15 protein-coding genes are annotated in these 23,761 nt (G+C 72.8%); 9 read left to right on the top strand and 6 right to left on the bottom strand.

The genetic code is table 11. The features are described from left to right. The first annotated feature begins 37 nt into the window (after positions 1-37). The 6 genes from OEB96_RS20945 (at position 38) to OEB96_RS20920 (ending at position 9,487) form a co-directional block, all read left to right on the top strand. The gene (locus tag OEB96_RS20945) at positions 38-1,951 is read left to right on the top strand and encodes a hypothetical protein (RefSeq protein ID WP_266218163.1); all 1,914 of its coding nucleotides are present in this window, start codon (positions 38-40) and stop codon (positions 1,949-1,951) included. Positions 1,952-2,121: 170 nt separating this feature from the next. Next, positions 2,122-3,186 carry an AAA family ATPase gene (locus tag OEB96_RS20940; RefSeq protein WP_266218161.1) on the top strand — a complete coding sequence of 355 codons (1,065 nt, stop codon included), beginning with the start codon at positions 2,122-2,124 and terminating at the stop codon, positions 3,184-3,186. 74 nt (positions 3,187-3,260) lie between these two features. Continuing rightward, positions 3,261-4,151 carry a DUF58 domain-containing protein gene (locus tag OEB96_RS20935; RefSeq protein WP_266218159.1) on the top strand — a complete coding sequence of 297 codons (891 nt, stop codon included), beginning with the start codon at positions 3,261-3,263 and terminating at the stop codon, positions 4,149-4,151. After that, positions 4,148-6,016 (top strand): vWA domain-containing protein, encoded by a 1,869-nt coding sequence (locus OEB96_RS20930; RefSeq protein ID WP_266218157.1) that lies wholly within the window; start codon positions 4,148-4,150, stop codon positions 6,014-6,016. The genes OEB96_RS20935 and OEB96_RS20930 overlap by 4 nt, the downstream gene beginning before the upstream one ends. Continuing rightward, positions 6,013-8,676 (top strand): VWA domain-containing protein, encoded by a 2,664-nt coding sequence (locus OEB96_RS20925; RefSeq protein ID WP_266218156.1) that lies wholly within the window; start codon positions 6,013-6,015, stop codon positions 8,674-8,676. Before OEB96_RS20930 ends, OEB96_RS20925 begins: the two co-directional genes overlap by 4 nt. A 61-nt stretch (positions 8,677-8,737) precedes the next feature. Further along, complete coding sequence (locus OEB96_RS20920; protein WP_266218154.1) at positions 8,738-9,487, top strand: hypothetical protein; 750 nt, start codon at positions 8,738-8,740, stop codon at positions 9,485-9,487. Between the two features lie 4 nt (positions 9,488-9,491). Here OEB96_RS20920 and OEB96_RS20915 read toward each other — a convergent pair whose 3' ends face one another. Continuing rightward, positions 9,492-11,030, bottom strand: coding sequence for a hypothetical protein (locus tag OEB96_RS20915; RefSeq protein ID WP_266218153.1), 1,539 nt, complete (start codon positions 11,028-11,030; stop codon positions 9,492-9,494). Beyond that, positions 11,027-15,541, bottom strand: coding sequence for a protein kinase domain-containing protein (locus tag OEB96_RS20910; RefSeq protein ID WP_266218151.1), 4,515 nt, complete (start codon positions 15,539-15,541; stop codon positions 11,027-11,029). Before OEB96_RS20910 ends, OEB96_RS20915 begins: the two co-directional genes overlap by 4 nt. Before the next feature lie 174 nt (positions 15,542-15,715). Here OEB96_RS20910 and OEB96_RS20905 point away from each other — a divergent pair, with 174 nt between their 5' ends. The 3 genes from OEB96_RS20905 to OEB96_RS20895 are packed head-to-tail and all read left to right on the top strand — an operon-like array spanning position 15,716 to position 19,407. Beyond that, positions 15,716-16,885 (top strand): MFS transporter, encoded by a 1,170-nt coding sequence (locus tag OEB96_RS20905; protein WP_266218149.1) that lies wholly within the window; start codon positions 15,716-15,718, stop codon positions 16,883-16,885. A 9-nt stretch (positions 16,886-16,894) separates the two neighbouring features. Next, positions 16,895-18,205, top strand: a complete 1,311-nt coding sequence (locus tag OEB96_RS20900; RefSeq protein ID WP_266218148.1) for a glycosyltransferase — start codon at positions 16,895-16,897, stop codon at positions 18,203-18,205. A 59-nt stretch (positions 18,206-18,264) separates the two neighbouring features. Further along, positions 18,265-19,407, top strand: a complete 1,143-nt coding sequence (locus tag OEB96_RS20895) for a class I SAM-dependent methyltransferase (protein ID WP_266218147.1) — start codon at positions 18,265-18,267, stop codon at positions 19,405-19,407. 10 nt (positions 19,408-19,417) lie between these two features. Here the strand turns inward: OEB96_RS20895 and OEB96_RS20890 are convergent, their stop codons facing one another. From OEB96_RS20890 to OEB96_RS20875, 4 genes are read right to left on the bottom strand one after another with little or no spacing between them, the layout of a single operon-like run. Next, complete coding sequence (locus OEB96_RS20890; protein WP_266218145.1) at positions 19,418-20,641, bottom strand: pyridoxal-phosphate dependent enzyme; 1,224 nt, start codon at positions 20,639-20,641, stop codon at positions 19,418-19,420. Positions 20,642-20,695: 54 nt separating this feature from the next. Beyond that, on the bottom strand, positions 20,696-21,748 hold the full coding sequence (locus tag OEB96_RS20885) for a methyltransferase (RefSeq protein ID WP_266218144.1): 1,053 nt from the start codon (positions 21,746-21,748) through the stop codon (positions 20,696-20,698). Beyond that, positions 21,745-22,743, bottom strand: coding sequence for an iron-containing redox enzyme family protein (locus tag OEB96_RS20880; RefSeq protein ID WP_266218142.1), 999 nt, complete (start codon positions 22,741-22,743; stop codon positions 21,745-21,747). The genes OEB96_RS20885 and OEB96_RS20880 overlap by 4 nt, the downstream gene beginning before the upstream one ends. Continuing rightward, positions 22,740-23,636, bottom strand: a complete 897-nt coding sequence (locus OEB96_RS20875; RefSeq protein ID WP_266218141.1) for an aminotransferase class IV — start codon at positions 23,634-23,636, stop codon at positions 22,740-22,742. The genes OEB96_RS20880 and OEB96_RS20875 overlap by 4 nt, the downstream gene beginning before the upstream one ends. Between the last annotated feature and the right edge of the window lie 125 nt (positions 23,637-23,761).

Below are 23,761 nucleotides of genomic sequence, written 5' to 3'. Positions count from 1 at the left end.
CGCCCCGGTCCACACTATCGCCCCAAGGCCGCTGCCCATGTCGTCCGACCTCGCCGCCACCGTCTCGCGCTGGACCCGCAGCACCAACCGCCGGGTGCTCTTCGAAGAGCTGCTGCGCGCCACCGGGTGGCTGGCCATCGCGAGCGTGACGGCGCTGGCCTTGCACCGCTTGCCCGACTTGGTCGCGCGGGCCCACGCCACCTGGCCGCAGTGGCTGCCCGGCGCCACCACGATGGCGGTGCTCGCCTACGGCCTCGGCGGTCTCGCGCTGGTCGCCATCGTGGTGCGTAGCGGTCTGCGGATCTCCCGGCGACGCATCGATGCCCTGGGCATGGCGCGGCGCATCGATGCGCAGCAGGGCACCAAGGATCTGGTGGCCACCGCACTGGCGGTGGAGGCGGGCACGGTGGCCGGCAGCGCCGACGTGCAGCAGGTCGTGCACGACCGGGCCCGTACCGCGATCACCACCGTGGATCGCCCCCTGCCCCGCTTCGCCGCCCCGGGTCGTGTGCTCGCCGCGGCGGGCGTGCTCGGGGCCGCCGCGCTGACGATCCCGTGGGTGGCCGACGAGCTGGCCGCGATCGCGATCGCGGAGGCCGAGGCCGCCGAGGCCGAGGTCGCCGCCGACGAGGAGCCGCCGGTCCCTCCGCTCGACGAGGAGACCAAGGCCCGCATCGACGAAGCGATCGCCGAGCTGCAGCGCCACGAGGAGAACCCGGCCTTGCGCCGCGATGCTCGTGAGCAGCTCGCGGCCGCCCGTGATCACCTGCAGCGAGCGCTCGACGATCCCAAGCAGGCGGCCGCCTCGCTGTCGCGGGCCGAGCAGGCGCTGCGACAGCTCGCCAAGGAGGCCAAGCGCCAGGGCCTGTTCGACCAGGAGCCGCTGTCGAACATGGGCGAAGAGCAGCTCACCGAGGCCATGAGCAAGGCCATGGAGGAAGGCCAGCACGACACGGCCGCGGCCATGGGCGAGGAGCTGGCCCGCCGCATGGAGAACGCCTCGGAGCCGGACCTTCGCCGCATGGCCGAGGCGTTTCGCAAGCGCTTCCCTCCCACCAGCAGCCCGCGGCCCGAGGAGCGTGGGCCACGGACGGGCGAGGACGAGTCCAAGTCCGGTGAGTCCAAGTCCGGCGAGTCCAAGTCTGGCGAGTCCAAGTCCGGCGAGTCCAAGTCCGGCGAGGGCGAGTCCAAGCGGGAGACGGCCGAGGAGCGACGCGAGCGCTGGCGCAAGGCCCTCGAGGACATGGCCCGCGACATGGAGCGCGGAGAGTCCGGTCTGTCCTCGTCGGAGATGCGCAAGCTCTCCGAAGAGCTGTCCAAGGAGGCCGATCGCGGCAACGGCAGCATGGGCCGCTCGCTCGACGAGACGCTCTCGGAGATCCACGGCGCGCGCCGGCGTCACCTCGAGGAGCTCGGCCGCGAACGCGAGGGCAAGGGTCCCGGCGAGGGCAAGGGCCCCGGCGAAGGCAAGGGCCCCGGCGAGGGCAAGGGCCCCGGCGAGGGCAAGGGTCCGGGCGAGGGCAAGGGCCCCGGCGAGGGCAAGGGCCCCGGCGAGGGCAAGGGCTCCGGCGAGGGCAAGGGCCCGGGCGAGGGCAAGGGCCCCGGCGAGGGCGAGGGCCCGGGTGGCGAGGGCGCGAGCGAGGGCGAAGGGCCCCCTGGAGGCCGTCCCGGCCCCGGCGGCGGGCTCGGCCGCACGCCCTACGGCATGGGCTTCTTGCCGCCCGGATCGATCTCGGGCGAGCGCGTCGACGTGCCCTCGGGTGGTCCTCCCAAGGGCGCGGTGCGGATCATCGAGCGCGCGGCCCAGGGCCCCGGCCGCGAGTCCGAGGAGTACGCCGACATCCACCACGAGTACTCGGCCGTGGCCGAGGCGGCCGTGCGCCGCGAAGAGATTCCCCTGACCCGCCGCGACTACATCCGCAGCTATTTTCAGGCCGTTCGGCCCCACTGACGTTCGGCCCCACTGACGTTCGGCCCCACTGACGTTCGGCCCCACTGACGTTCGGCCCCACTGACGTTCGGCCTCACCGAGGCACCGACCTCACCGAGGCTTCTCCCGCACGAGCCTCGATCCCTCCGCGCCGGTCCTCCGGTGCTCCGACCGCGCTACCCGGCCCCGCCATGCAGACCGTCATCCCCTCCCAGTCCCCCATGCAACCGCCCCCGGGTCAGCCCGCTCCCGTGGGCGTCATGCCGATCACCGAGCAGCGGCTCTACCAGGCCCAGGAGGCCCTCGGAGGGCTCAAGGCCGAGATCGAGCGCCGCCTCTACGGCCAGGAGGCGCTCGTGGTCCAGGCCATCATCGGGCTGCTCGCCCGCGGCAACGTGCTCATCGAGGGCCAGCCGGGCCTGGGCAAGACGCTCCTGGTGCGCGTGATGTCCGAGGCCCTCCACCTCGACTTCTCGCGCATCCAGTTCACCCCCGATCTCATGCCGGCCGACATCACCGGCTCGCAGAGCCTGGTCCACGACGAGCACGGCCGCGCCAGCCTCGAGTTTCGCCCGGGCCCCGTGTTCGCCAACATCGTGCTCGCCGACGAGATCAACCGCGCCACGCCCAAGACCCAGTCGGCCCTGCTCGAGGCCATGCAGGAGCAGTCGGTCACCGTGGGCGGAGGCCGGCGCCCCCTGCCCGCCCCGTTCATGGTCATCGCCACCCAAAACCCCATCGAGATGGAGGGCACCTATCCCCTGCCGGAGGCCCAGCTCGATCGCTTCCTGCTCAAGCTCGAGGTCGCGTTCCCCTCGTTCGAGACGCTGCGCGACATCGGCCTGCACACCACCGGCAAGGACGAGCTCGCCACCGCGCGGGTGATGGACAAGGCCACGCTCGTCTCGCTGCAGGAGCTGGTGCGCGAGATCGCGGTGGCGCCCCATGTGGCCGAGCACGCGGCGCGCCTGACCATGGCCACCCACCCCGACGCCCCCGACGCGCCCGAGCCGATCCGCAAGTACGTGCGCTACGGCGCCAGCCCCCGCGCCATGCAGGCGCTCATCCTGGCCGGCCGTGCCCATGCGCTGCTGTGTGGACGCGCCTGGATGAGCGAGGAGGACATCCACCAGGTCGCTCACCCCGTGCTGCGGCACCGCATGATCCAGAGCTTCGACGCCAAGCTCGACAACGTCACCAACAACGATCTGGTCGATCAGCTGCTGGCCACCGCCGCCAAGCACGTGCGCGCCTGACCTCCAGCGTCACGCGTCCTGCCTCACCGTCCCGCCCTCCCCTCGCTTCCTCCCTTCACCGTCATTGCTCGGGCATGCTCGTCGATCGCGGCAACCTCACGCGCTTCTCCAGCCTGCGCCTGGCCTCTCCGGGGGCCGCCACGGCGCTGCAGATGGGCGATCGTCGCTCGCCGTTCCGCGGCCGCGGGGTCGAGTTCGCCGACTACCGCCCCTACGATCCCGGCGACGACGTGCGCCTGGTCGACTGGAACGTGTACCTGCGCCTGGGCCTGGCCGTGGTGCGCCAGTTCAACGAGGAGCGCAGCCTCGCCATGAAGCTGTGCGTGGACACGAGCGAGTCCATGGCCTTCGGTGAACCTCGCAAGGCCGACCACGCCGCCCAGCTCGCGGCCGCCCTGGCCCTGGTCGCGCTCACCCACCGCGATCCGGTGGGTCTTTGCTTCTACGGGGGGGAGCGCCGGCTGTCCCAGACCAAGGCCTCCAACCTCGATGGCCTGGCCGAGATCCTCCACGTGCTCGAGCGCGTCGAGCCCGGCGGACGCGGCGATGCGCACGCCGACATCGTGCGCCAGCTGGGCCAGGGCCGCTCCGATCGCCTGGTGCTCATCACCGATCTCCTGCTCGAGGACGACGCCCGCGATGCCATGCTCCGGCTCATCGCGGTCAGCAGCCGCCATCCCGTGGTGCTGCACGTGCTGTCCGAGGACGAGCTGCGGCCCGACTTCTCCGACGTGGCCAAGATCGTCGACGCCGAGACCGGCGAGGAGTTCGTGATCCGCGACGACGCCGCGGCCCGCCGCGACTACCAGCGCGGGCTCGAGGCGTGGCTGTCGGGCATCGAGCAGCGCTGCCGCGGCCTGGGGATCCGCTACGTGCCCGCGTTCACGCGGACCCCGGTCCCCGAGCTCTTCAACGACCAGCTTCGGCGGGCTCGCGTGGTCGAGCACGCCTTCGGAGGCGCATGAGCCTGGCTCAGCCCTGGGCGCTCGCGCTGGCCCTGCTGGCCTTGCCGGTGGTGGTGGCCTACTTCCACCGCCGGCGGCGCACGCCCCTGCGGGTGCCCAGCGCCATGCTGCTGCGCGTGATCGCGGGGCAGGCCACCCCCAAGAGCCGCGCCATGGCCAAGCCGCGGCACCTGCTGTCGCTGCTGCTGGTGCTGCTGGCCCTCACGGGGCTCGTGGCGGCGATGGTCGACCTGCAGCGCGACGAGGAGCACCCCCGCAACTACATCGTGGTGCTCGACACCTCGGCCAGCATGGGGGCCACCTCGCCCGGCGACGAGCAGAGCCGGCTGCAGGACGCGATCGAGCGCCTGCGCAGCGCAATGGACCGGCTGGGCCAGCAGGATCGCGTCGCCCTCATCACCGCCGACGACAAGGCCGTGGTGCGCGTGGGCCTGACCGAGGACCACGCGCGCGTGCTCGAGGTGGCCCGCGACCAGCGGCCCCAGGGCACCAGCGAGGGCACCCCGGCCGCGCTGCGGATCGCCGATGCGCTGTGCCGCGCCAACGACTACGCCCAGGTCGTGCTGCTGTCCGACGGCGTGGGGGTGTCCGTCCCCCAGGGCCGCTGCGCCATCGAGCACGTGCCCGTGGGACGCATCGGGGCCAACGTGGGGATCAACGCGCTCTCGGTCCGCGAGGCCGACGCGCTGGGCCTGGCCGAGGTCTACCTCGCCGTCGGGGCCGATCGCGAGCAGCCCAGCGAGGTCGAGGTGGAGCTGTGGCTCGACGACCAGCTGATGGAGGTCGTGCCCTTCGATCTGCCGGCCGAGGGCGAGGTCAAGCGGCTCTTGCGGGTGCCCATGCCCCCCGGACGCCGCGTGACGGCGCAGCTCCGCGCGAGCGAGGACGACGAGGACCTGCTGGCCGCCGACGACATGGCCTGGGCGCCGCGTCGGATCGGCGGGCGCGTGCGGACCCTGCTGGTCACCAGCACGCGCCTGTCCTTCACCGCCGAGGCCCTGCGCCTGCATCCGCGGGTCGACCTCACGGTGATCGGGCCGACCGACCAGACCCCCACCGAGTCGTTCGACCTGATCGTGCTCGAGGCCGGGCGCCCCGCCCCCGCCTTGCCCCAGGCGTCCCACGTTGCCGTCTTCATCGGCCATGCGGAGTCGTCACCCTCGGCGCCGGGGGCCACTCGAGCGCCCGGCGCCGATCTGGGCTTCTCCGTGCGCGAGGCCGGGGTCGAGGACGCGGAGATCGTGCGCTGGAGCTTCGACGATCCCCTGTTTCGCTTCGTGAGCTTCGACGAGGTGCAGGTGCCCAAGGCCAACGTGCTCGAGGTGGGCGAGGGGCAGACCTCGATCATCGACAGCGATCGGGGCCCGCTGGCCGTGGTCGCCCACGAGGACGGCCGCGAGCTGCTCGCGTTCGGCTTCGTCCCTCACGAGTCCGACTTCGTGCTGCGCGTGGGCTTCGTCAACCTCGTGGCCAACCTGGTCGAGTGGGCCGCCCCCCCGCTCCCCCAGGCCGAGGGCGAGGAGGCCGAGTCGTTCGCCATGCCGGCGATCGAGTCGCGCGTGGATCCGCCGATCCAGATCCCGGGAACCACCCGCGGCGAGTGGAGCGGCCCCGTCCGCACCCACCTGGCCGTGTGGCGCCTGCTGGCGTGGCTGGCCGCGGCCGTGCTCGCGCTCGAGTGGCTCCTGCCCGGGCTCGCCCTCGGGATCGGGCGGCTGTGGCTGCGGCTCGCGCCCCAACGGGCGCGCCGCGGGCGACGGGCCCCTCGCAAGCGCCCGCTCGGACGATCCCGCTCGGACGATCCCGCGGATGGTCGCTCGAATGGTCGCGCGGATGGCCGAGCCGAAGGGAGCAAGAGCGAGTGATCGAGCTACTGCACCGCTGGTTCTACTCGCCGCAGTGGCTGTGGCTGATCCCCGCCCTGCTCCCCCTGCTGGCGTGGGACACCCTGCGCACCTGGGACGGCGCCGCGCACCTGGGTCGTCGCGTGGCCGGAGCGTTCGTCCGCTTCGTGATGCTCGCCGCGCTGGCGGCCGCGCTCGCCGATCCTCGCTGGCACCGCAACGAGCCGGTCGCGCACGTGATCATGGTGGTCGACCGCTCGGCCTCGATCCCCGATGACGCGCTGAGCTCCGCCATGGGCCGCATCGACGAGCTCCGCCGCGAGCTGCGGGAGGACGTCGTCGTGGGCCTGGTGCTGTTCGACGACGACCCCGAGATCGCGGTGTTCCCCGGCGACGCCTGGGAGGTTCCCTCGCCGCTGCGCGGCGAGTCGCCGGTGGAGGTCAGCGACATCGACGAGGCGCTCCAGCTCGCGCTGGGGCTGATCCCCGCCGACGAGGGCGGCGAGATCGTGCTGTTCTCCGACGGCCGTGCCACCGGGGGCTCCACCGCGGCCAGCTTTGGCCTGCGCGCCGCCACCGAGCGCGGGATTGCCGTCCATGCGATCCCCCTCGCGCCGCACCGCGCCGATCCGGCCGTGACCGCGGTGGCGCTGACCCAGCGCGAGGTCCGTCCGGGGGCCACGGTCGAGGGCACGGTGGAGCTCGACGGGGCGACCCAGGCCACCTCGGGCACGGTCGAGGTCGCGCTCGGCGACGAGGTCATCCTGCGCGCGCGCGTGCAGATGCCGGCCGAGCAGACGATCGAGGTGCCGTTCTCGCACCAGCTGCCCGCGCGGGCCGAGCCCGGCACCACCACCGTCACGGCCACCTTCACCCCCGACGACGGTGCGCAGGGCGACCCCGATCCCACCAACAACCAGGGCGTGGCCACGCTGGTGGTGGGCGAGCCCCCCAAGGTGCGGATGATCGCCGGCTCCGATGCCGACGCCGAGTCGCTCGCCAAGGCGCTCCGGGCCGAGCGCATGGACGTGGAGGTGGTGCCCATCGAGGCGCTCGAGCCCACGCATGCCGAGTTCTCGGCCGTGGATCTGGTGGTGCTGGCCAATGCGCCCGCGCTCGCGGCACCGGGCGGCAAGGCGATGGACAAGGCGTTCATCGAGAGCCTGGGCCGCTACGTCGACGCGGGCGGGGGCCTGGTGGTGCTCGGTGGGCCGCAGGCCTACGACATGGGGGGCTACCGCGACACCGATCTGGCGCGGGTGCTCCCCGTGCGGCTCGACCAGGTCGACCCCGAGATCGAGTCGGCCGCCACCATCGTGATCATCCTCGACAAGTCGGGGAGCATGAGCGCCTACGCGGGCCTCGCCAAGACCAAGATGGAGCTGGCCGACGAGGGGGCCGCCGCCTCCGTGAGGCTCTTGCGCCCGTTCGATCGGATCGCGGTGATGTCGGTCACCGAGGACGTGTTCTTCGACGTGCCGCTGCAGTCGGTGCACAGCCCCAAGGCCATCGAGAACAAGATCCTCGAGGTCCGGGCCGGCGGCGGCGGGATCTACGTCTACACCGCGCTCGAGGCCGCGCGCGAGGTCATGAAGAAGACCGACACCCCGCTGCGCCACGTGATCCTGTTCTCCGACGCCGCCGACTCCGAGGAGAAGATGAAGGGCGTGCCGTTCGGCGACTACGGCACCGGGCCGCGCGCCGAGGATCTGGCCAGGTCCATGCGCAGCGACGGCATCACCACCTCGGTGATCGGGATCGGCGAGGAGTTCGACTCGGACAAGAAATTCCTCGAGGACCTCGCCGCGGCCGGCGGCGGGCGCTTCTACCTCACCAACGACGCCGCCAAGCTGCGCGGACTGTTCGTGGAGGAGACCGAGCGGCTGGTCGACTCGTCGCTCCACGAGATCAAGTTCCGGCCCGAGGTGCGGCTGGCCCACCCCACGGTGGCCGGCATCGACTACCAGGGCGGGCCGCAGCTGCGCGGGTACCAGGAGATGGAGGCGCGCAGCACCGCCGAGGTCGTGCTCACCGGGCCCAACGGCGATCCCCTGCTGACCACGTGGCGCTACGGCCTGGGCCAGGTGGCCGCGTGGTCGAGCGACTCGGGGCCGCGCTGGTCGGAGGACTGGCTGGCCTGGGAGGGCTACGGCAAGCAGTGGACGCAGATCGCCCGCTGGGCCCTGCGCAGCCGAGCCGGTGACGAGACCGCGATCGAGGTCGACTTCGAGGGCGGGCGCGCCCAGGTCCGCGTGGCACGGCGCGGCAAGGACGGGCTCACCCTCGACGAGGGCGGGCTGCGAGCGCGCATCGACGACGGCACCGACACCACCGAGGTGGCCTTGCGCTCGGGCGAGCCCGGCATGTGGACCTCGCAGATCCGAACGCGCAGCGACCGGACCTATCGCGTGGAGGTGGTCGACGACAAGGGCACGGTGCTGGCGTCGGACACGTTTGCGCCCCCGCCCTCGCCCGAGCGACGCCACCGCACGATCGACGCCGCGTGGCTGGCCGGGCTCACCGAGCAGACCGGAGGGCAGCAGGAGCCGACCGCACTGCACCCCACGCCGAGCGCCAGCCTCACCACCAGCGTGCAGCGACTTTGGCCGTGGCTGTTGCTCCTGGCCCTGTGCCTGCTGCCACTGGACGCATTCCTGCGACGTCCGGGGCGGGTCGTGTGAGGCGAACCGGCCATCGACGATTCCCCATCGCCGGCCCGGGGCGGTATGCTCGGGTGCGGTGATGCACGAGCGCGACTCGAGCCTTCGATGGAGCTCCTCGTGGGTGCTCCTCGTCGCGGTGCTCTGCGGCTGTGCCAGCGGGGTCGAGGGACCCGAGACCACCACCTTCGGACCAGCGCCCCACAGCGGCCCCGGCAGCGCCGCCAATGACGAGAGCGTGGGCGACGACGAGCCCGCGGACGACGACGATCCACCGCCGCCCGATCCCGACACCGGCTCGGTCGACATCACCGGGCCGCCGTGGGACGAGACCACCACCGGCTTCGAGGAGACCACCGGCCCCAGCGACACCAGCGGCGACGACGGCCCGCCTCCGCCCATGGGCAACTGCATGGCCGCCGGAACCTGCCAGGCCGCCATGTCGATCGGGGCGGTCAGCGGCGACTCCGGCTCGCCGAGCGTGGGCGAGAGCGGCACCGATCCCACCTGGCTGCGCTTCCACGTCACCGAGGACGACGACTCGCTGGTCGGCGCGCCGCTCTCGTTCACCGCCACCCTGGTCAGCCCCGCCGGAGCCAACTTCGATCTCTACGTGTATCGCGGGGTCGAGGGCGGTGCGACCGGCTGCAACGGCTTCCTCATGCAGTCGACCAGCGCGGGCACCCAGGACGCGGTCTCCATGCAGTGGGGCGAGGGCCTGGTGCCCAACGGCCTCGACGACAGCGCATGGATCGCGGTGGAGATCCGCGCCAAGGACGACCTGTGCGCGCCGCCGCAGGAGTGGACGCTGACGGTCACCGGGAACTCGTAGGCGCTCACCCGTCGAGGTGCTCGACGGCCACGCTCGGTCGCTGCCCGTCTCGCACGGCCTCGACCAGCTCCGGCCAGGCCCGCAGCAGCCGGCCGTAGCGGGCCACGATCGTGCGCACGAGCTGCCGCGCCCGGGGCAGGGAGTGACGCTCGCGCAGCTCGAGGGGCACACAGAGCGCGTCGCTCTCCAGCGAGCGCCGCAGCAGCTGCAGGTGTCGGCGCACGTCGTCGGCCCACCACCGGGGCCGTCCGTCGTGGCGCCGCAGCAGCTGCTGCAGGTGATCGGCGTAGCGCTGCTTCTGCGTGCGCGTCTCGGCCTCGATCACATCGAACAGCGCCGCCACGGGCAGCTCGCCCAGCGACACCAGGTGCTGGCCCAGCGCCCGCATTCGTGCGGCCCGATCGCCCAAGACCTCGGACGCCGGGGCCCGCAGCAAGAGCCGCACCAGCAGCTCGCCCATGCGGGTCCAGGCCGCCGTCTTCCACACGCTCCCCTCGGCCCACGGCGTCGCCCCCGGGCGGTCGTGCAGCGCCGTCCAGGGGAGGTGCGCGCACATGGCATCGGGCAGGCAGCGGTGCACGACGATGCGGAACACGCCGTCCTCGTAGCGCATCACCGGGATCGTGGGCGGCAGCAATCGGCGGTTGTCCAGGCCGATCATGGTGCCCTGATACCAGCGCCCATCGGTCAGCGTCGGGCACGGGACGCAGCGCAGGAGCTCACGCGAGGCCAGGGCACGGCGATAGCCGTCCTCGGTGGCCACCAGGCGCTGCCGGCTCGCCCCGGTCTTGAGCAGGTGCCAGGTGGGCGCGTACATCCCCGCGTCGCCGCGCAGGCCGAGGAAGGTGATCGGCACGTGGGCCCGCCCCGCCGCGATGTGCTGGCGCAGCGCCGGATCGCGCAGCTCGGTGTCGTCGATCGCCTCGGGCTCGAACTGCGCGAGGATCTCGTCCACCCGGCGGCCCAGCTGGCGCTCGTGCAACCCCAGCAGATCGATCGCGACCGCGGGCTGGCTGGCGAGCACCTGCGCCCGATCGTCGAAGAACCAGTAGTCGTGGGGATCGTAGTTGTCGTAGCCGGGCCCATGACCGGTGAACAACGCGAGGCCCGGACGCTGGTGCGGCGCCGCAGCGATCGAGCACCGCACGTCGTCGTCGACCGAGAGCACCAGCTGGCCCAGCGTGTCGAGCAGCACGCGGTTGCGGGCCGCCCCGTAGGCCTGCCCCGTTCCCATGGGATCGCTGCCCGCGAACCGCACGAGCTCGGGATCGAGCCCGGCCCGCTCCACCCGGGCGGCCAGCGCCTCCCACTGCTCCGGGCCCAGGTAGCGCAGGCGGGCCGTGGTGCGCCGGCGAAGCGCCCGCAGCCCCTCGCGATACGCCCGGCGATCGTCGGGGTCCGCCGACGTGTCGACCAGCACCACCTCGACCCGTCGCCCGAACGCCTCGAACGCCTCGAGGTAGCCGTGCAAGGTCGAGATCGCGAGGCCGGGGCGCCCCCCGCTGGGGATCGCGAGCGTCGAGATCTTCGCCCCCATGCTCACGCGTCGGCCCGGGTCGCGTCGTCGGGAAGGATGTGCTTGGACGAGCGCCCGCTGCTGTCGGGACGCGTCGCACGCAGGGACACCGCGAGCTGCGTGGTCACCATGAGCAGCAGATCCAGCAGGCCCGGGGTGAAGTGGGCATAGCTGTCGCGGCTCTCGAGGTAGAGCAGCCCGAAGCGGCGGCCGTGGGCTCGCAGCGGCAGGCACAGGATCGAGCGCGGGCGATGCCGCTGCAGATAGGTGTCGTTGGCGAAGCGCGCGTTGTCGACGATGTCGTCGACCAGCAGCATCTCACCGGTCCAGAACGCGCGCTTGAGCGGCAGCATCGGTGCATCACCGCTGGCGTCGAGCGGCCACGGCGTGCAGTGCGAGCGATCCGAGTCGCCGGACGCGTAGCTCGCCTCGATGCGGATCATGCCGCCGCGCTCGATGGCCAGCATGCCTCGATCGGTCTTGGTGGCCTTGACCACGTGCTCGAGCAAGCGATGCGCGAGCCGGTCGACGTCGTCCTCGTCGGCGAGCATCCGCGACAGCGCGATCGCTCGCGCGAACAGATCGGCCCCGACCGGGGATCCCGCGGCCTCCTCGCGAGCCTCCGCGGGCCCTTGCTCGGCCCGGGGCCAGCCCGAGCCCTCGATGTGGCCGAGGTAGCGGGCCCGCACCGCGCCCGCCCGGCCGACCGCGCCCCATCGCAGGTAGGCGGCCTCGGCCAGGCCCGCGAACATGCCCGTCATCCCGTCGTACCCCAGCCCCTGGCAGCATGCCGCCGCGCGCTCGGCCGCGAGCGCCTCGGTCGAGGTGAAGCCGTCGGCCCGTGCCCTCACCACCGCGTGGTCGTACAGCCGCAGCGCCTCGTCGGGCCGACCCTCGAGCGCGGCGAGTTCGGCCCGCACCAGCAGCTCCTTGTGCACGTAGCCCTGCGGGCACAGCTCGGCGAGGCGCTGGATCGGCCGCAGCGCCTCCCGCAGCGCGTCCACCTGCTGGGGCCGCCCGGGCGGCTCGGACGAGTCGGCCTCCGCCCGTGCTCGCGCCGCGAGCAGCATGCAGCGATAGAACGACAGCTCGGTCGACAGGAACCACGCGCTGTTGGTCCGGCGGCGCTCGGCTCGCTCGAGGGCCTGGGTGGCGCCCTCGAGGTCCCCTTCGAGGGTGAGGAGCTGGAGCTTGATCACGTCGTACCACAGGCACGAAAACCCCAGGCTGGCGCCCTCGATCTCCTCGACGAACGCGGCCTCGTCGAAGCTCGCATCGGACAGCGAGGCCGGGCCCTCGGTCTCGCCCTGCAGGCACGCCACCACCCGCAGCGCCAGCTTGACCACGGCGGTCGACGAGGCCACGCGCGTCCGCCCCGTCACCTGCAGGTACTGGCGCGCCCGCTCGCGCACGTCGGGCAGCGGGACCCCGAGCCCGATGAGCGCGATCAGGGTGTGACTGCATGCATACGAGGCGAACACGTGGTCGCCCGACTCGAGGCCCACCACCAGCGCGCGCTCGAAGTGCCGCAGCGCCGCGCTCAGGGGCTCGAAGCAGTGCAGGATCGAGCCGAACACGAAGTGCAGGCGGCTGTCCTGGCTGGGATCGCCCAGGCGCTCGTTGAGCGCGAGGGCCAGCTGGCCGAACGCGTGCGCCGTGGGGTCGGGGCGTCGCGTGGCCAGGAAGAACGCGAACAGCACGTAGCCGTAGGCCGAGGCCTCCGAGCTCCCGCGCGAGAGCGACAGCTCCACCAGCGTGCAGATCAGCAGATCGGCCAGCTCGTTCTCGGTCAGGTGCGCCGGCGCGATGAGCTCGGTGAGCAGCCGCAGCAGTGCGCGACTGACCGGGTCGTCGCACGGCGGCTCGTCGACGAGCTCGGCGATCGAGCGCCCCTCGAGCGCCCGCAGGATCCGCTCCAGGGTGCGCTCGCACGCCTCGGCGCGCTCGCGCGGCGAGGCCGGCACCTCCAGCCCGTGACGCGCCAGCGCCCGCAGCCCGATCGCGATGCTCTGCTGCGGCGCGCCGCGGCTGAGGTCGAGCGTGACCCGCTGGATCTCGAGCTCGAGGGCCTCCACCGGCGCGACCACGCGGGATGCGAGCGCCCGGTAGCACGCATCCGCCGCGTCGAAGTCGCCCGCGAGATAGGCATGCTCGGCTTGCTCGAGGTGCAGCGCGAACGCCAGCGGGTGGTCGTCGTGCCAGCACGCCGCGTCGATCAGCGAGACCCCCGCGTCGAGGAAGCGGCGCGCGCCCTCGTAGTCGGTGGTGCTGCGAGCCCGGCGTCCGGCCTCGAGGCACTGGCGAGCGAGCGAGCGACGCTCGTGCTCGTCGTGGACGAGCGGGATCCCGCGGATCATGTGCACCACCGCGGACGACGACGCGGCCCCCGTGCCCTGGGCGGCCAGCCAGCGACCGATGCGAAGGTGCAGCCCGGGCAGCGCCGCGGGGTCGGCCCGCGAGAGCGCCGCATGGCGGATGCGGTCGTGCACGAAGCGATGGCGCCCGTCGGAACGACCGCCGAGCCCGGAGTGCGGCTCGACCAGCTCGAGCGCGACCGCGGGTCGCAGCCGCTCCTCGAGCGTCGCGAGCTCCACCTCCAGGACGGCCGTCAGCAGCGCGGGCTCGAGCTCCGGCCCCACGCACGCGGCCACGGCCAGCAGCGCTCGCGTGGCCTCGGGCAGCCGATCGAGCTGGCTGCCGATGAGCTCGGACACGTCCGCGTAGCGATCGTCGCCGAGCCCCTCGGAGCGCCATCGCCAGCACTGCGCCTGCCCGTCGTAGGCCAGGATCTCGGCGTCGTGCGCCTCCCGCAGCAGCTTGTGCACGAACAGCGGGTTGCCCTCGGTGCGGCGCAGGATCTCGCGGGCCAGGCCCTCGACCTCGCCGGGGCTCGTCCCCAGCGTGTCGGCCACCAGCGTGGCCACGTCCTCGAGGTGCAGCGGACCCACGGGCACCGTCTCCACCGCCGGTGCGCGCTGCAGCTCGTGCAGCGCGAGCCCCAGGCCGCTCGCCGGATCGACGGCGTCGTCGCGAACCGTGGCCACCACCATCAGGTGCTCCAGGTCCGGCTCCCCTGCAGCCGCGGCCAGCAGCTCCACCGAGGCCGGGTTGGCCCACTGCAGATCGTCGAGGAACAGCACCAGCGGTCGCTCGAGCCGAGCGAACACCCGCAGCGCCCGCAATAGCGCCGCGTGCAGGCGATTGCGTGACGCCGTGGGCCCCACCGGAGCGGGCGCGGGCTGGGGCCCCACCACCGCCCGCAGCTCCGGGACCAGCTCGACCAGCACGCGAAGACCCAGACCCAGCTCGGCCTCGAAGTCCTGGCGCAGCGCCATCACGACCTCGCGATCGTGGGTCACCACCCGCGCGGCGAGCTGTCGAAACACGCCCAGCAGCGCCGTCGCGCGTGCGTCGGGATCGTGCTGATCGAACTTGGCGTAGGCCACCCGCGCGCGCGAGCCGATCACATCGGCGACCACGGCCGACTTGCCCACGCCGGCCTCGCCCGTCAGCAGCACGCACGCGCGGCCGCCGGCCACCGCCTTGGCGAACGCCTCGAGTAGGGCCGTGCGCTCGGGGCCACGACCGTAGAGCCGCTCGGGGCGACGAAAGGTGCCCGCGGGAAGCTCGTGGCGACGGGCCTGGCTCAGCACGTCCTGCAGGGCCTCGGCGAGCTCCGCCGCGCGCTCGAAGCGATCTGCGGGGCGCTTGGCCAGCGCCCTGAGCACGATGCGCTCGAGCTCGGGGCTGATGTCGGCCTCGGGCGCGAGCTGTCGCGGTCGCGGCGGCTCCTCGTTGATGTGCCGCGACAGCACTCCCATGGGGCTCGACGACGTGAACGGCACCTGACCCGTGAGCAGCTCGAACAGGATCACGCCGGCCGAGTAGATGTCGGCCCGCGGATCGACCTGGCCTCCCACCGCCTGCTCGGGCGACATGTAGCTGGGCGTGCCGAGCACCGAGCCCGTGCGGGTGAGGTTGGTCTCCGGCGAGTCCTCGCCCGACACCTTGGCGATGCCGAAGTCGAGCAGCTTGATGGTCTCGCTGCCCGGCGTGCCGAGCCGCAGACAGTTGCTGGGCTTGAGGTCGCGATGGATCACCCCACGCTGGTGGGCCGCCTCGAGCGCTTGCAGGATCTGAATGGTGAGTGCGCAGGCGCGTTGGGGCGGCAGCGCACCTTCGCGCGCCACCGTCGCGGCGAGGCTCTCGCCGTCGAGGTACTCCATCACGTAGAACGACATCCCCGCCTTCGTCCGCCCCACGTCGAGGAACTCGACCACGTTGGGGTGTCGGATGCGGGCCGCCGCGCGGACCTCTCGATCGAAGCGCTCGGGCTCCGCATCGGAGCGACCGTTCAGCACCTTGACCGCGACCTTGGCTCCGGTGGACTGCGAGCGTGCGAGCAACACCTCGCCCATGCCGCCGGCCCCGATCTTCTCGAGGATCTCGTAGCCGCCGGGGAGCACGACTCCCGGCTGCAAGAGCATGCTCTGCACGCTCACCGAGCCGCGACCGGAAGGTCGATCACGCTCGTGCACCACCCGGGGAGGGTAACCGATCCGTTCGCCTCCGAGCGCCCATCGCACCGCGAAATTCCTGCGACGAGGGCTCGCCACCCCGCGGCGTTGGGGGTACGCTCCATCACGAGATCGGCGAGCCTGGCCGGTCGGCCCCGGCGGCCCGCGGTCTCCCTCGGTCTGAGGGGGTTGGACATGGGGCTACGCTCGCTTCCCTGGCGCGATCCGGGCTTCACATCCTTCTTCCTGGCCGCGAGCCTCGGACCCATGTGCTCGATGGCCCTGCGCTTCGTGCCCGGGCACCTCCAGGCGCAAGGGGCCTCCCCCGCGGTCATCGGCGACGTGATGGCGCTCTCCACTCTGGGTGGCGTGGTCGCCCTGCCCCTGGCGGGCATCCTGACCGCACGCCGCCCTCGCCTCGTGATGGTGGTGGGCGCACTGCTGCAAGGGGCCGGCCTCGGCCTCGCCAGCCGTGGCGATCCCTCCGCGGGTGCGCTCGCGAGCGCGGTGGCGTTGATGAGCACGGGCACCGCCGCCCTCGACGTGGCGGTGGTGAGCACGATCGTCTCCACCGTCGCCCAGGGGCGCCGCGCCGAGCTGCTCGCCTACTACTTCGCCTTCGTCAACCTCGCCCGCAACGTGCTCGGGTCCACCCTGGCCGAGCAGCTCGTGCTGCACCACGGCTTCTCGACCATGACCCGCTGGCTGGCGCTCGGCGCCCTGGCCCACGCCGGCCTGCGCCTGCTGCTGCCGGTCCCCCACCCCCCCGCCGCTCCCGCCCGCGCGTCGCTGCGCACGTTCGTGCTCACCCTCGCGCGTCCCCGGATCGCCCTGCTGCTGCTGGTGTTCGTGCTCCTGGGCACCAACTTCGCCGCGCAGGAGTCGTTCCTCGGCGCGCTGGCGGTCAGCCGCGAGCTGGGGGCGATCACGCCGTTCTTCGGCGCCTACTTCGTGGTGATCGCGCTCGGCCGCGCGCTCGTCGGCGATCGCATCGACCGCCTCGGTCGCGGGCTCATCGTGGCGATGAGCGGCCTGTTGCTCGCCGGACTGGGCGCGGGCCTGGCCGTGGTGAGCACCCCGGTGCAGCTGTGGGGCCTGGGGCTCGTGTCGGGCCTGGGGCACCTGCTGCTGTGGCCCGCGCTCTACGCCACGTTCTACGATCGCGTGGAGGATCGCGGGCTGGTCAGCGCACTGCTGGCCGGAGCACTGGCGGCCTCGGGCTTTCTCGCCGAGCTGGGGCTCGGCCGGCTGCCGAGCTACGCGGCGATCTACGCGGCCGCGAGTGCGTGCGCGCTCGCGGCCGGCCTGCTGGTCCTGCCCCTGCGCCGCTCCATGGAATCCACGCGACCAACCGAGCCGACATGAGCGCCCCCGATGGCTCGCATCCTGATCCACATGCTGCGCGAGCACGGGCACCTGCTGCCCACGATCCCGCTGGCCCATGCGCTGGTGCGAGCCGGGCACGAGGTCGCGTTCCTGCTGACCCCGTCGTGGGTGGAGTGGGCGCGCGCGCGTGGGCTCGGCGTCTGCGAGTACCTCGGCGACGTGTACCCCCGGGGCACGGAGACGGCATGGGAGCGGATGTCGGCCGACCAGCGACGCACCGACTTCGAGGCTCGAAACCAGCGACGCATCGAGTGGTTGCTCGCGGGCGGCCTGGTCCGGACCTACCGCGCGGCGCAGCCCGATCTGGTGCTCGGCGACGCATTCGACGTGTCGATCCCGCTGGCCGCGCGGCGGGCCGGCGTGGCGGTGGCTCAGCTGTCGACCTCGGTGTACCAGGGACGTGAGCCCGGCGTGCCGCCGCTGACCAGCGCGCTGCCGTGGGGCACGGGCGAGGCCGCACGGCGGGCGGCCGACGAGGCCTGGGCGCGGCTCGGCGCACGGCGGCGCGCACGGGCCGAGCACGACGAGTACCTCGCCTACGTGGAGCGCATGATCGATGCGCACGCCTTCCCTCGCGCGCTGATCACCTGGAACGGAGCCATCGCCCCCGACTTTCCCGCCTTGCCGATGCTCGTGCTCTGCCCGCGCGCATTCGAATTCCCGCGGACCCTGCCCAGCCGCTGCGAGTACGACGTGCCCAGCCTCGCCCCGCGCACCGAGGCGCTCGACGACGCCACGCTCGCATGGCTGGGAGATCACCCCCTGCTCTACGGTGCGTTCGGAACCCAGGTGCAGTGGCGACCGGGGTATCGCCGGCTCTACGACGAGGTGCTCGCGCTCGCCCAACGGCGCCCCGAGCTGCGCGTGCTGCTGGCCACGGGCGCGGCGTGGCAGCCGGAGTATGCCGCCAAGGCCCCCGCCAGCGTACGCGTGGTGGCCTCGGCACCGCAGCACGCCGTGCTCCGCCGCGCTCGCGCGATGCTGTCGGTGGGCGGCCTGGGGACCATCAAGGAGTGCGTGTGGTTTCGCGTGCCGATGGTGCTGCTGCCCAGCCGCGAGGGCTACGATCCGCCGGGGAACGCCGCGCGAGCCCGACACCACGGGATCGCGAGCGTGGTCGCGGTCGAGTCCGAGTCCGAGTCCGAGCTGGTCCTCGAGGAAGCGGTCGACGTCGCGCTCCGCGGTGAGCTCGACGCCGCCGTGGAGCGCATGCACACCGCGTTCGCCGCGGTCGAGAATGACACGGAGAGCGGCGTCGCGCGGGTCGAGCGATTGATCGATCGACCCGCGACGATCTGATCACCTCTCGTGCGCCGACGCGCCCGATCGCGCGACGATCACGGCTACGCTGCGGTCCGATGCTCCCCACGCTCGACGAGCTGCAGGCGCTGCCCCCGGAGCTGCTGCACGAGTTCATCGCGCTGACGCTCAACCCGGCCTCGCTCGCGGTGATCGTGCGGCTGGTGGAGCTGGGAATCATCGAGCAGGCCGTCGCCGACGGAGGCACGAGCCTCGCCGCCCTCGGCGACCGCGATCCCGAGCCGCAGACCGACCGACACGAGCGCGCCGCGGTGAGCCTGGAGATGGCGCTCGAGCTCGGCGCGGGGCTGGGCCTGCTCACGGTGCTCGACGGACGGGTCCACGCCACCGCGCTCTCGGCCACGTTCCTCGCCTCCGGCTCACGCCTGCGGCTGCTCGGGCACGTGGAGCACTACGCCAGCTACCTGCCCGCCGCGGCCGCAATCGGGCGCGCCCTGGTGAGCACCCGCCGCTCGCGACGATCCATGTGGTCGACCGGTCGCCCTCGCGAGGAGCACGACGGCTACTTTGCCGCGCGCCAAGCCTACAACGAGAGCCGTCGCGCGTACTTCTGGGACTCGTCCTACCTGCTGCTGCGCGCGCACCTGCGTCGCACGCTCTGCGGTCACCGTCGCGTCTGCGACGTGGGTGCGGGGCCGGCCGGGTTCGCCGCGCTGCTGGCCAAGTGCTTCCCCTCGCTGCACGTGTGCGCGGTCGAGGCCAACCTGGCCCACGACGACTATCGTCGCCGCACCGAGCAGGCGCTGCGCGCCGAGGGCGTCGAGGTCGAGCTGCTCGGCACCAACGCCCTGCTCGACCCGCTGCCCCCCGGGCTCGATCTGGTCACCTTCAACCGGCTGCTCAGCGGGGTGCCCCGCGACGGCGTGGACGCGTGGCTGCAGCGCGCATACGAGGGCCTGGTCGGCGGCGGGGTGCTGGCCGCGGTCGACTACGCGATGACCGGCGATCCCGCCCACGACCGCGCGGTGGCCCTGGTGGTCGCGCACTGGATGGGCAAGGACTGCCACGTGCTGGCCAAGAGCCCCCCCTCGGACCCGCACGACGACAAGCACCAGTGGGGCTGGTCACGGCCCTGGCACGCCCAGGAGCTGTGCGAGGCGCTGCGTCGCGCGGGATTCCAGCACGTGGGCTTCGCGCCCGCCGATGGTCCGTTCACGCTGATCCACGGCACCCGCCCGTGAGCCGCTTCCCTCAAGGACTCGGCAGCGACCAGCGCCGCCCGAGTTCCTCCACCCATGCGTCGAGTCCCAGCGAGCCGTCGACCTCGATCGGCGGGCGCGGACGAGCCGCGGGGACGCTCGGCACCGATGCCCGCACCCCGCCGGTCAGCAGCGACAGCGCCCGCGCCCCCGGAGCCACGTGGCCGCGCTCGATCGCCTCGAGCAAGCCCACCGCGGCCAGCAGCCCCGCCTTCTCGAGCACCTCGTCGCTCTCCGGCCGCCGCGTGAGCACCACCCCGGCGTCGGCGAGCCACTGCACCACGCGCTCGGCGTGACGCTCGTAGTCCCGGCCATCCACGCCCACCAGCGCGCCGCCGAAGCGCTCGAGGTGAGCGTGCAGCCGCGTGTAGTTGGCCCCGGGATCGGTGTTGTAGAGCCCGGGCTCGAGGTAGGCCGCAGGGCGTGGCCGCCGGTGGCGCTGGCCGATCTCCCGCGATCCCTCGCTCCATGCCCGCACCATCGGCGCGTTGGCCTGCTGCTGGATCCCCAGCAGCTTGGGCACGCGCTCGGCCGCCAACAGGCCCCCATCCACCAGCGCGGCGAAGCAATCGTAGATCCCCACCGGGCCGTAGCCGGCGCACATCGCCTGGGCGATCCACTCGACGGGGGCAGGCCCGCTCTGCACCGCCTCGAGCAGGAACATCGCGCGGGCGGCCGAGGCCGCCAGCCGCCACGGCAGCGCCGGCACGTGCAAGAGGCCGAAGCGCTCGGCGAAGCCCCGTGCCAGCGCCTTGATCTCGGGCTCGGGCAGGTCTGCGCTCGCCACGTGCACCCCGGGGAACGCAAGCGTGCTCGCGTCGAGCTTGTAGCCGGTGCTGCGGGGCTGGAAGCAGAACGTCTCGATCCCTCGCGCGTGGCAGTAGCGGGCCAGCGCGTGACCGAGGTTGCCCCCCGACGAGGTCACCACGCGACCAGTCCCCTGGCGCTCGACCATGGCCACGGTCAGGCACGCGTCGAGGGCCTTGTAGGTGCCGCTCGACATCAGGCTGGTCTCGTCGCTCACCGACAGCTCCACGTCGCAGTACGGCGGCAGCGGCAGCACCCGCGCGCCCTCGCCCCGGCTCACCGCCTGCAGCGACTCGAGCGACGGCGCGGGCCGAAGGCCGACCACCTCGAGCGCCTTCCAGTAGCGCAGCAGCAGGCTCTGGTCGGCCCCGTGGCGTTCGTCGATCAGGTCGCGCCACGACCTGGGCACCGTGAGGCTAGGATCGTCCACCCACGCACCTCCCCCTTCGAGCGCGCGCGCGGGCTAGGCCCGCGCCACCACCACCTTCATCGACTGGAACACCGCGTAGGGAGCTCGCGGGGGCTCCCGCACCTCCACCGACGAGAACCCGGCGCGCTGCAGCAGCGCCACGTGCCCGGCCGGCGTGCGATAGCGGGTGCTGCGAGACTTGGCCAGGAAGTACACCGAGCGTAGGTAGAGCGAGCGCGCCTCGGGGCACGGCCGGTCGGGCAGCATGCGCTCCACCACCACCAGCCGCCCCCCCGGCGGCAGGGCCTGCCGCACCCGGCGATAGAGCGGCTCGATGCGCTCGTCCCCCCAGTCCATCGCCGCCCGGCAGATCGTCACCACGTCGAGGCCCTCGGGCAGCGGGGTGGTGAACGCATCGCCGGCGATCGGAGTGATCCGCCCGGCCACCGCGGGCCGCTGCGCGAGCTGCTGCCGCCCCAGCTCCACGCACGCCGGCACGTCGAGGAACGCCCCCCGCAGCCCGGGGGTCGCCTCCACGATCGCCGCGCAGAACGTGCCGGTGCCGCCGCAGAGATCGAGCAGCGAGCGATGCTGGCCGAAGTCGTAGGTCTCGAGCACCACCTTGGCAATCGGGGCGATCGTCTGGTCCATGTAGCGCGAGTACTCGCGGGCCACCTCGGCCTCGACCTGCGCCACGTCGTCCTTGAAGTAGTCGCGCAGGCCAAAGCTCGACGAGGCCCCGTCGCTGCGCACCAGCTCGGCCATGTCGTCGAGCGCCCGGTAGACCTCGGCGTAGTAGTCGAGCAAGTAGGTCGTGGTACGAAACGGGCGATCGGGCGTGCGCACGAGGAACGGCGCGAGCTCGTCGGGCACCCGCAAGGCCTCGCCCTCGAGCTCCAGCAGCCCCAGCGCCACGCAGGCGTCGACGAGGATGGTGGTCGAGCGCTCGGGCCAGCCCAGCGCCGCTCGCAGCTCGGCCGGGGATCGAGGCGCGCGCGCCACCATCGTGAACAGATCGAGCTGGTAGGCGGTGATCAGCACCTTGGTCTGCAAGAACCCATCGAGCAGCTCGAGCAGCAACGGCTCGCCACGGGCGGACACGGTCATGGAGCCTCCTGTCGTTGGATCTCGCGCCAGATCCGATCGAAGTAGCGCAGGCCCAGCGCGCGGTGGTGATCGAGCGAGCACAGCAGCACGTGACGAGCGTGGCGCGTGACCACCAGCCGCTCGATCTGCTGCATGAACGCCTCGGCGTGGGCCGCGTCGCCGAGCATGTGGATGCGATGGAACTCGAGCAGCGGCTCGGGCATCCCCATGCGCTGCAAGAGCGCGTGGATGCTGCCGTGCGTGGCCGGGGTGCCGTGCTCCAGCGAGAACACCACCGCCAGCGCCCACGCCGGCTCGCGGCTGCGGGCACAGCGTACGCGGTTGTTGAGGTACGCCCACGCCTCGGGCCACGCAGGCCGGTGCTCGTGCTCGCAGGGAACGCCCATGTGCCGCAGCAGGCGCTGCAGCAGCTCGGGATGCGCCCGCCCGGGGCGGCCCTCGCCGAGCTCCTCGTGGAGGTTGGCCACCACGCGGCACGCCTCGGCCGGCGGCAGGCTCAGCGACAGCTCGGTGAGCTCGCGGTGGAACCCGCGCGAGCGAAACCAGTGGTGCTCGAGGTACACGAGCACGTCGCGATGCGACGGCCGCCCCTCGAACAGGTGGGCCGACATCGGGTGCCGCAGACCCGAGCGGCGCTCCTGCGCGGCGACGAGGCGCTCGCGCAGCGCCGCGCTCGTCGCCTCGGGCACGTCGAAGCTCGGATCATGGGCCCGCGCGCGGAGGATCCGCGCCTCCTCCACCTCGTAGGCCGGCTGACACAGGAAGCGGCGCACGGCATACGTGGCAGGATCGTGGCGCTCGTGCAGCTCGTAGAGCAGCCCGTGGTAGCCCGCATGGGCGACCGCATCGTCGGGCGTGGCGTGCTCGGCCAGCGCGGCCAGCTCTCGTGCCCCGCTCGCCACCGCGTCCACGGACGCCCCGGCCCGCAGCGCCGCGCCGATCGCCTCGGTCGCTCGATCGACCAGCGCGCGCGAGTGCCCGGGCTCGGTGGTCATGGGATCTCCGTGAGCCAGTCGAGGTGACGAGGGTCGTCACCGCACACGACGTCTCGGTAGGCTCGCACGAGCGCGCGCGTCATCGGCCCCGGCGCATCGAGCGTTCGCCCCTCGAATGCCCCCACGGGCGTGATGCCCAGCGAGCTGTTGGTCAGCAGGATCTCGTCGGCCTCGAGCAGATCGTCGCGACGCAGCGACACCTCGGACGACGGGTGCCCGTGCTCGCGAGCCAGCGTCAGCACGGTATCGCGCGTGATCCCCCGCAGGATCGGGGCCGACGGCGGCGGCGTGCGCAGGTGCCCGCGCTGCACCACCATCACGTTGGCGCCCGTCGCCTCGGCCACCGTGCCATCCGGACCCAGGAACAGCGCATCGTCACAGCCGGTGCGCTCGGCCTCGCCCCGCGCCAGGAACGAGCGCGCGTACTGACCAGCCAGCTTGACCCCGGGCAGCCAGCGCGCGTCGTGCCCGAAGCCCGCGACCCGCAGGCGCACGGGCTCGCGGGCGGCCGGGGGCGGATCCCACGACAACAGCGCCACATGGGCTCGGTTGTGCGCACCGATGCCGATCGCGTCGTCGCCATACCAGGCCAGCATGCGCAGGTAGCCCTCGTCGACGCCGCTGCGGGCGATGGTGGCCACGCACGCGGCACCCAGCGCGTCGCGGTCGTAGGGCAGCGCCATGAACATCGTGCGCGCCCCGGCCACGAAGCGCCCGATGTGCTCGAACAGTCGAAAGGCGACGATCCGGCCCGACGCGGCCCGACGAAACCGGCAGCCGTCGAACACGGCGGTGCCGTAGTGCAGCGAGTGGGTGAACAGCCCCACCGCCGCCTCGGCCGTGGGTACGAAGCGCCCGTCCACCCATAGCGACTCGTGGGCCCTCTCGACCACCCTCACCACGTCCCTTCGTCGCGGGGCTGGTCGTCCGATCGACGCAGCGACGGTCGATGTCGCACCGACCGCTCCAACCACCACGGGTCCATTCGTAGTAACGGGGCATCAGACCCGTGTCAAAC

Origin of the sequence: Paraliomyxa miuraensis, from assembly GCF_026337845.1 — a bacterium.
GTDB lineage: Bacteria > Myxococcota_A > Polyangia > Nannocystales > Nannocystaceae > Paraliomyxa > Paraliomyxa miuraensis.
The sequence above is the reverse complement of the archived record's forward strand: the minus strand, read 5'-3'. Positions and strand labels throughout refer to the sequence as shown.

Coding starts and splice junctions, on each gene's coding strand:
- OEB96_RS20945 (WP_266218163.1), top strand. CDS start 38: ATGTCGTCCGACCTCGCCGCCACCGTCTCGCGCTGGACCCGCAGCACC.
- OEB96_RS20940 (WP_266218161.1), top strand. CDS start 2,122: ATGCAGACCGTCATCCCCTCCCAGTCCCCCATGCAACCGCCCCCGGGT.
- OEB96_RS20935 (WP_266218159.1), top strand. CDS start 3,261: ATGCTCGTCGATCGCGGCAACCTCACGCGCTTCTCCAGCCTGCGCCTG.
- OEB96_RS20930 (WP_266218157.1), top strand. CDS start 4,148: ATGAGCCTGGCTCAGCCCTGGGCGCTCGCGCTGGCCCTGCTGGCCTTG.
- OEB96_RS20920 (WP_266218154.1), top strand. CDS start 8,738: ATGCACGAGCGCGACTCGAGCCTTCGATGGAGCTCCTCGTGGGTGCTC.
- OEB96_RS20905 (WP_266218149.1), top strand. CDS start 15,716: ATGGGGCTACGCTCGCTTCCCTGGCGCGATCCGGGCTTCACATCCTTC.
- OEB96_RS20900 (WP_266218148.1), top strand. CDS start 16,895: ATGGCTCGCATCCTGATCCACATGCTGCGCGAGCACGGGCACCTGCTG.
- OEB96_RS20895 (WP_266218147.1), top strand. CDS start 18,265: ATGCTCCCCACGCTCGACGAGCTGCAGGCGCTGCCCCCGGAGCTGCTG.
- OEB96_RS20885 (WP_266218144.1), bottom strand. CDS start 21,748: ATGACCGTGTCCGCCCGTGGCGAGCCGTTGCTGCTCGAGCTGCTCGAT.
- OEB96_RS20880 (WP_266218142.1), bottom strand. CDS start 22,743: ATGACCACCGAGCCCGGGCACTCGCGCGCGCTGGTCGATCGAGCGACC.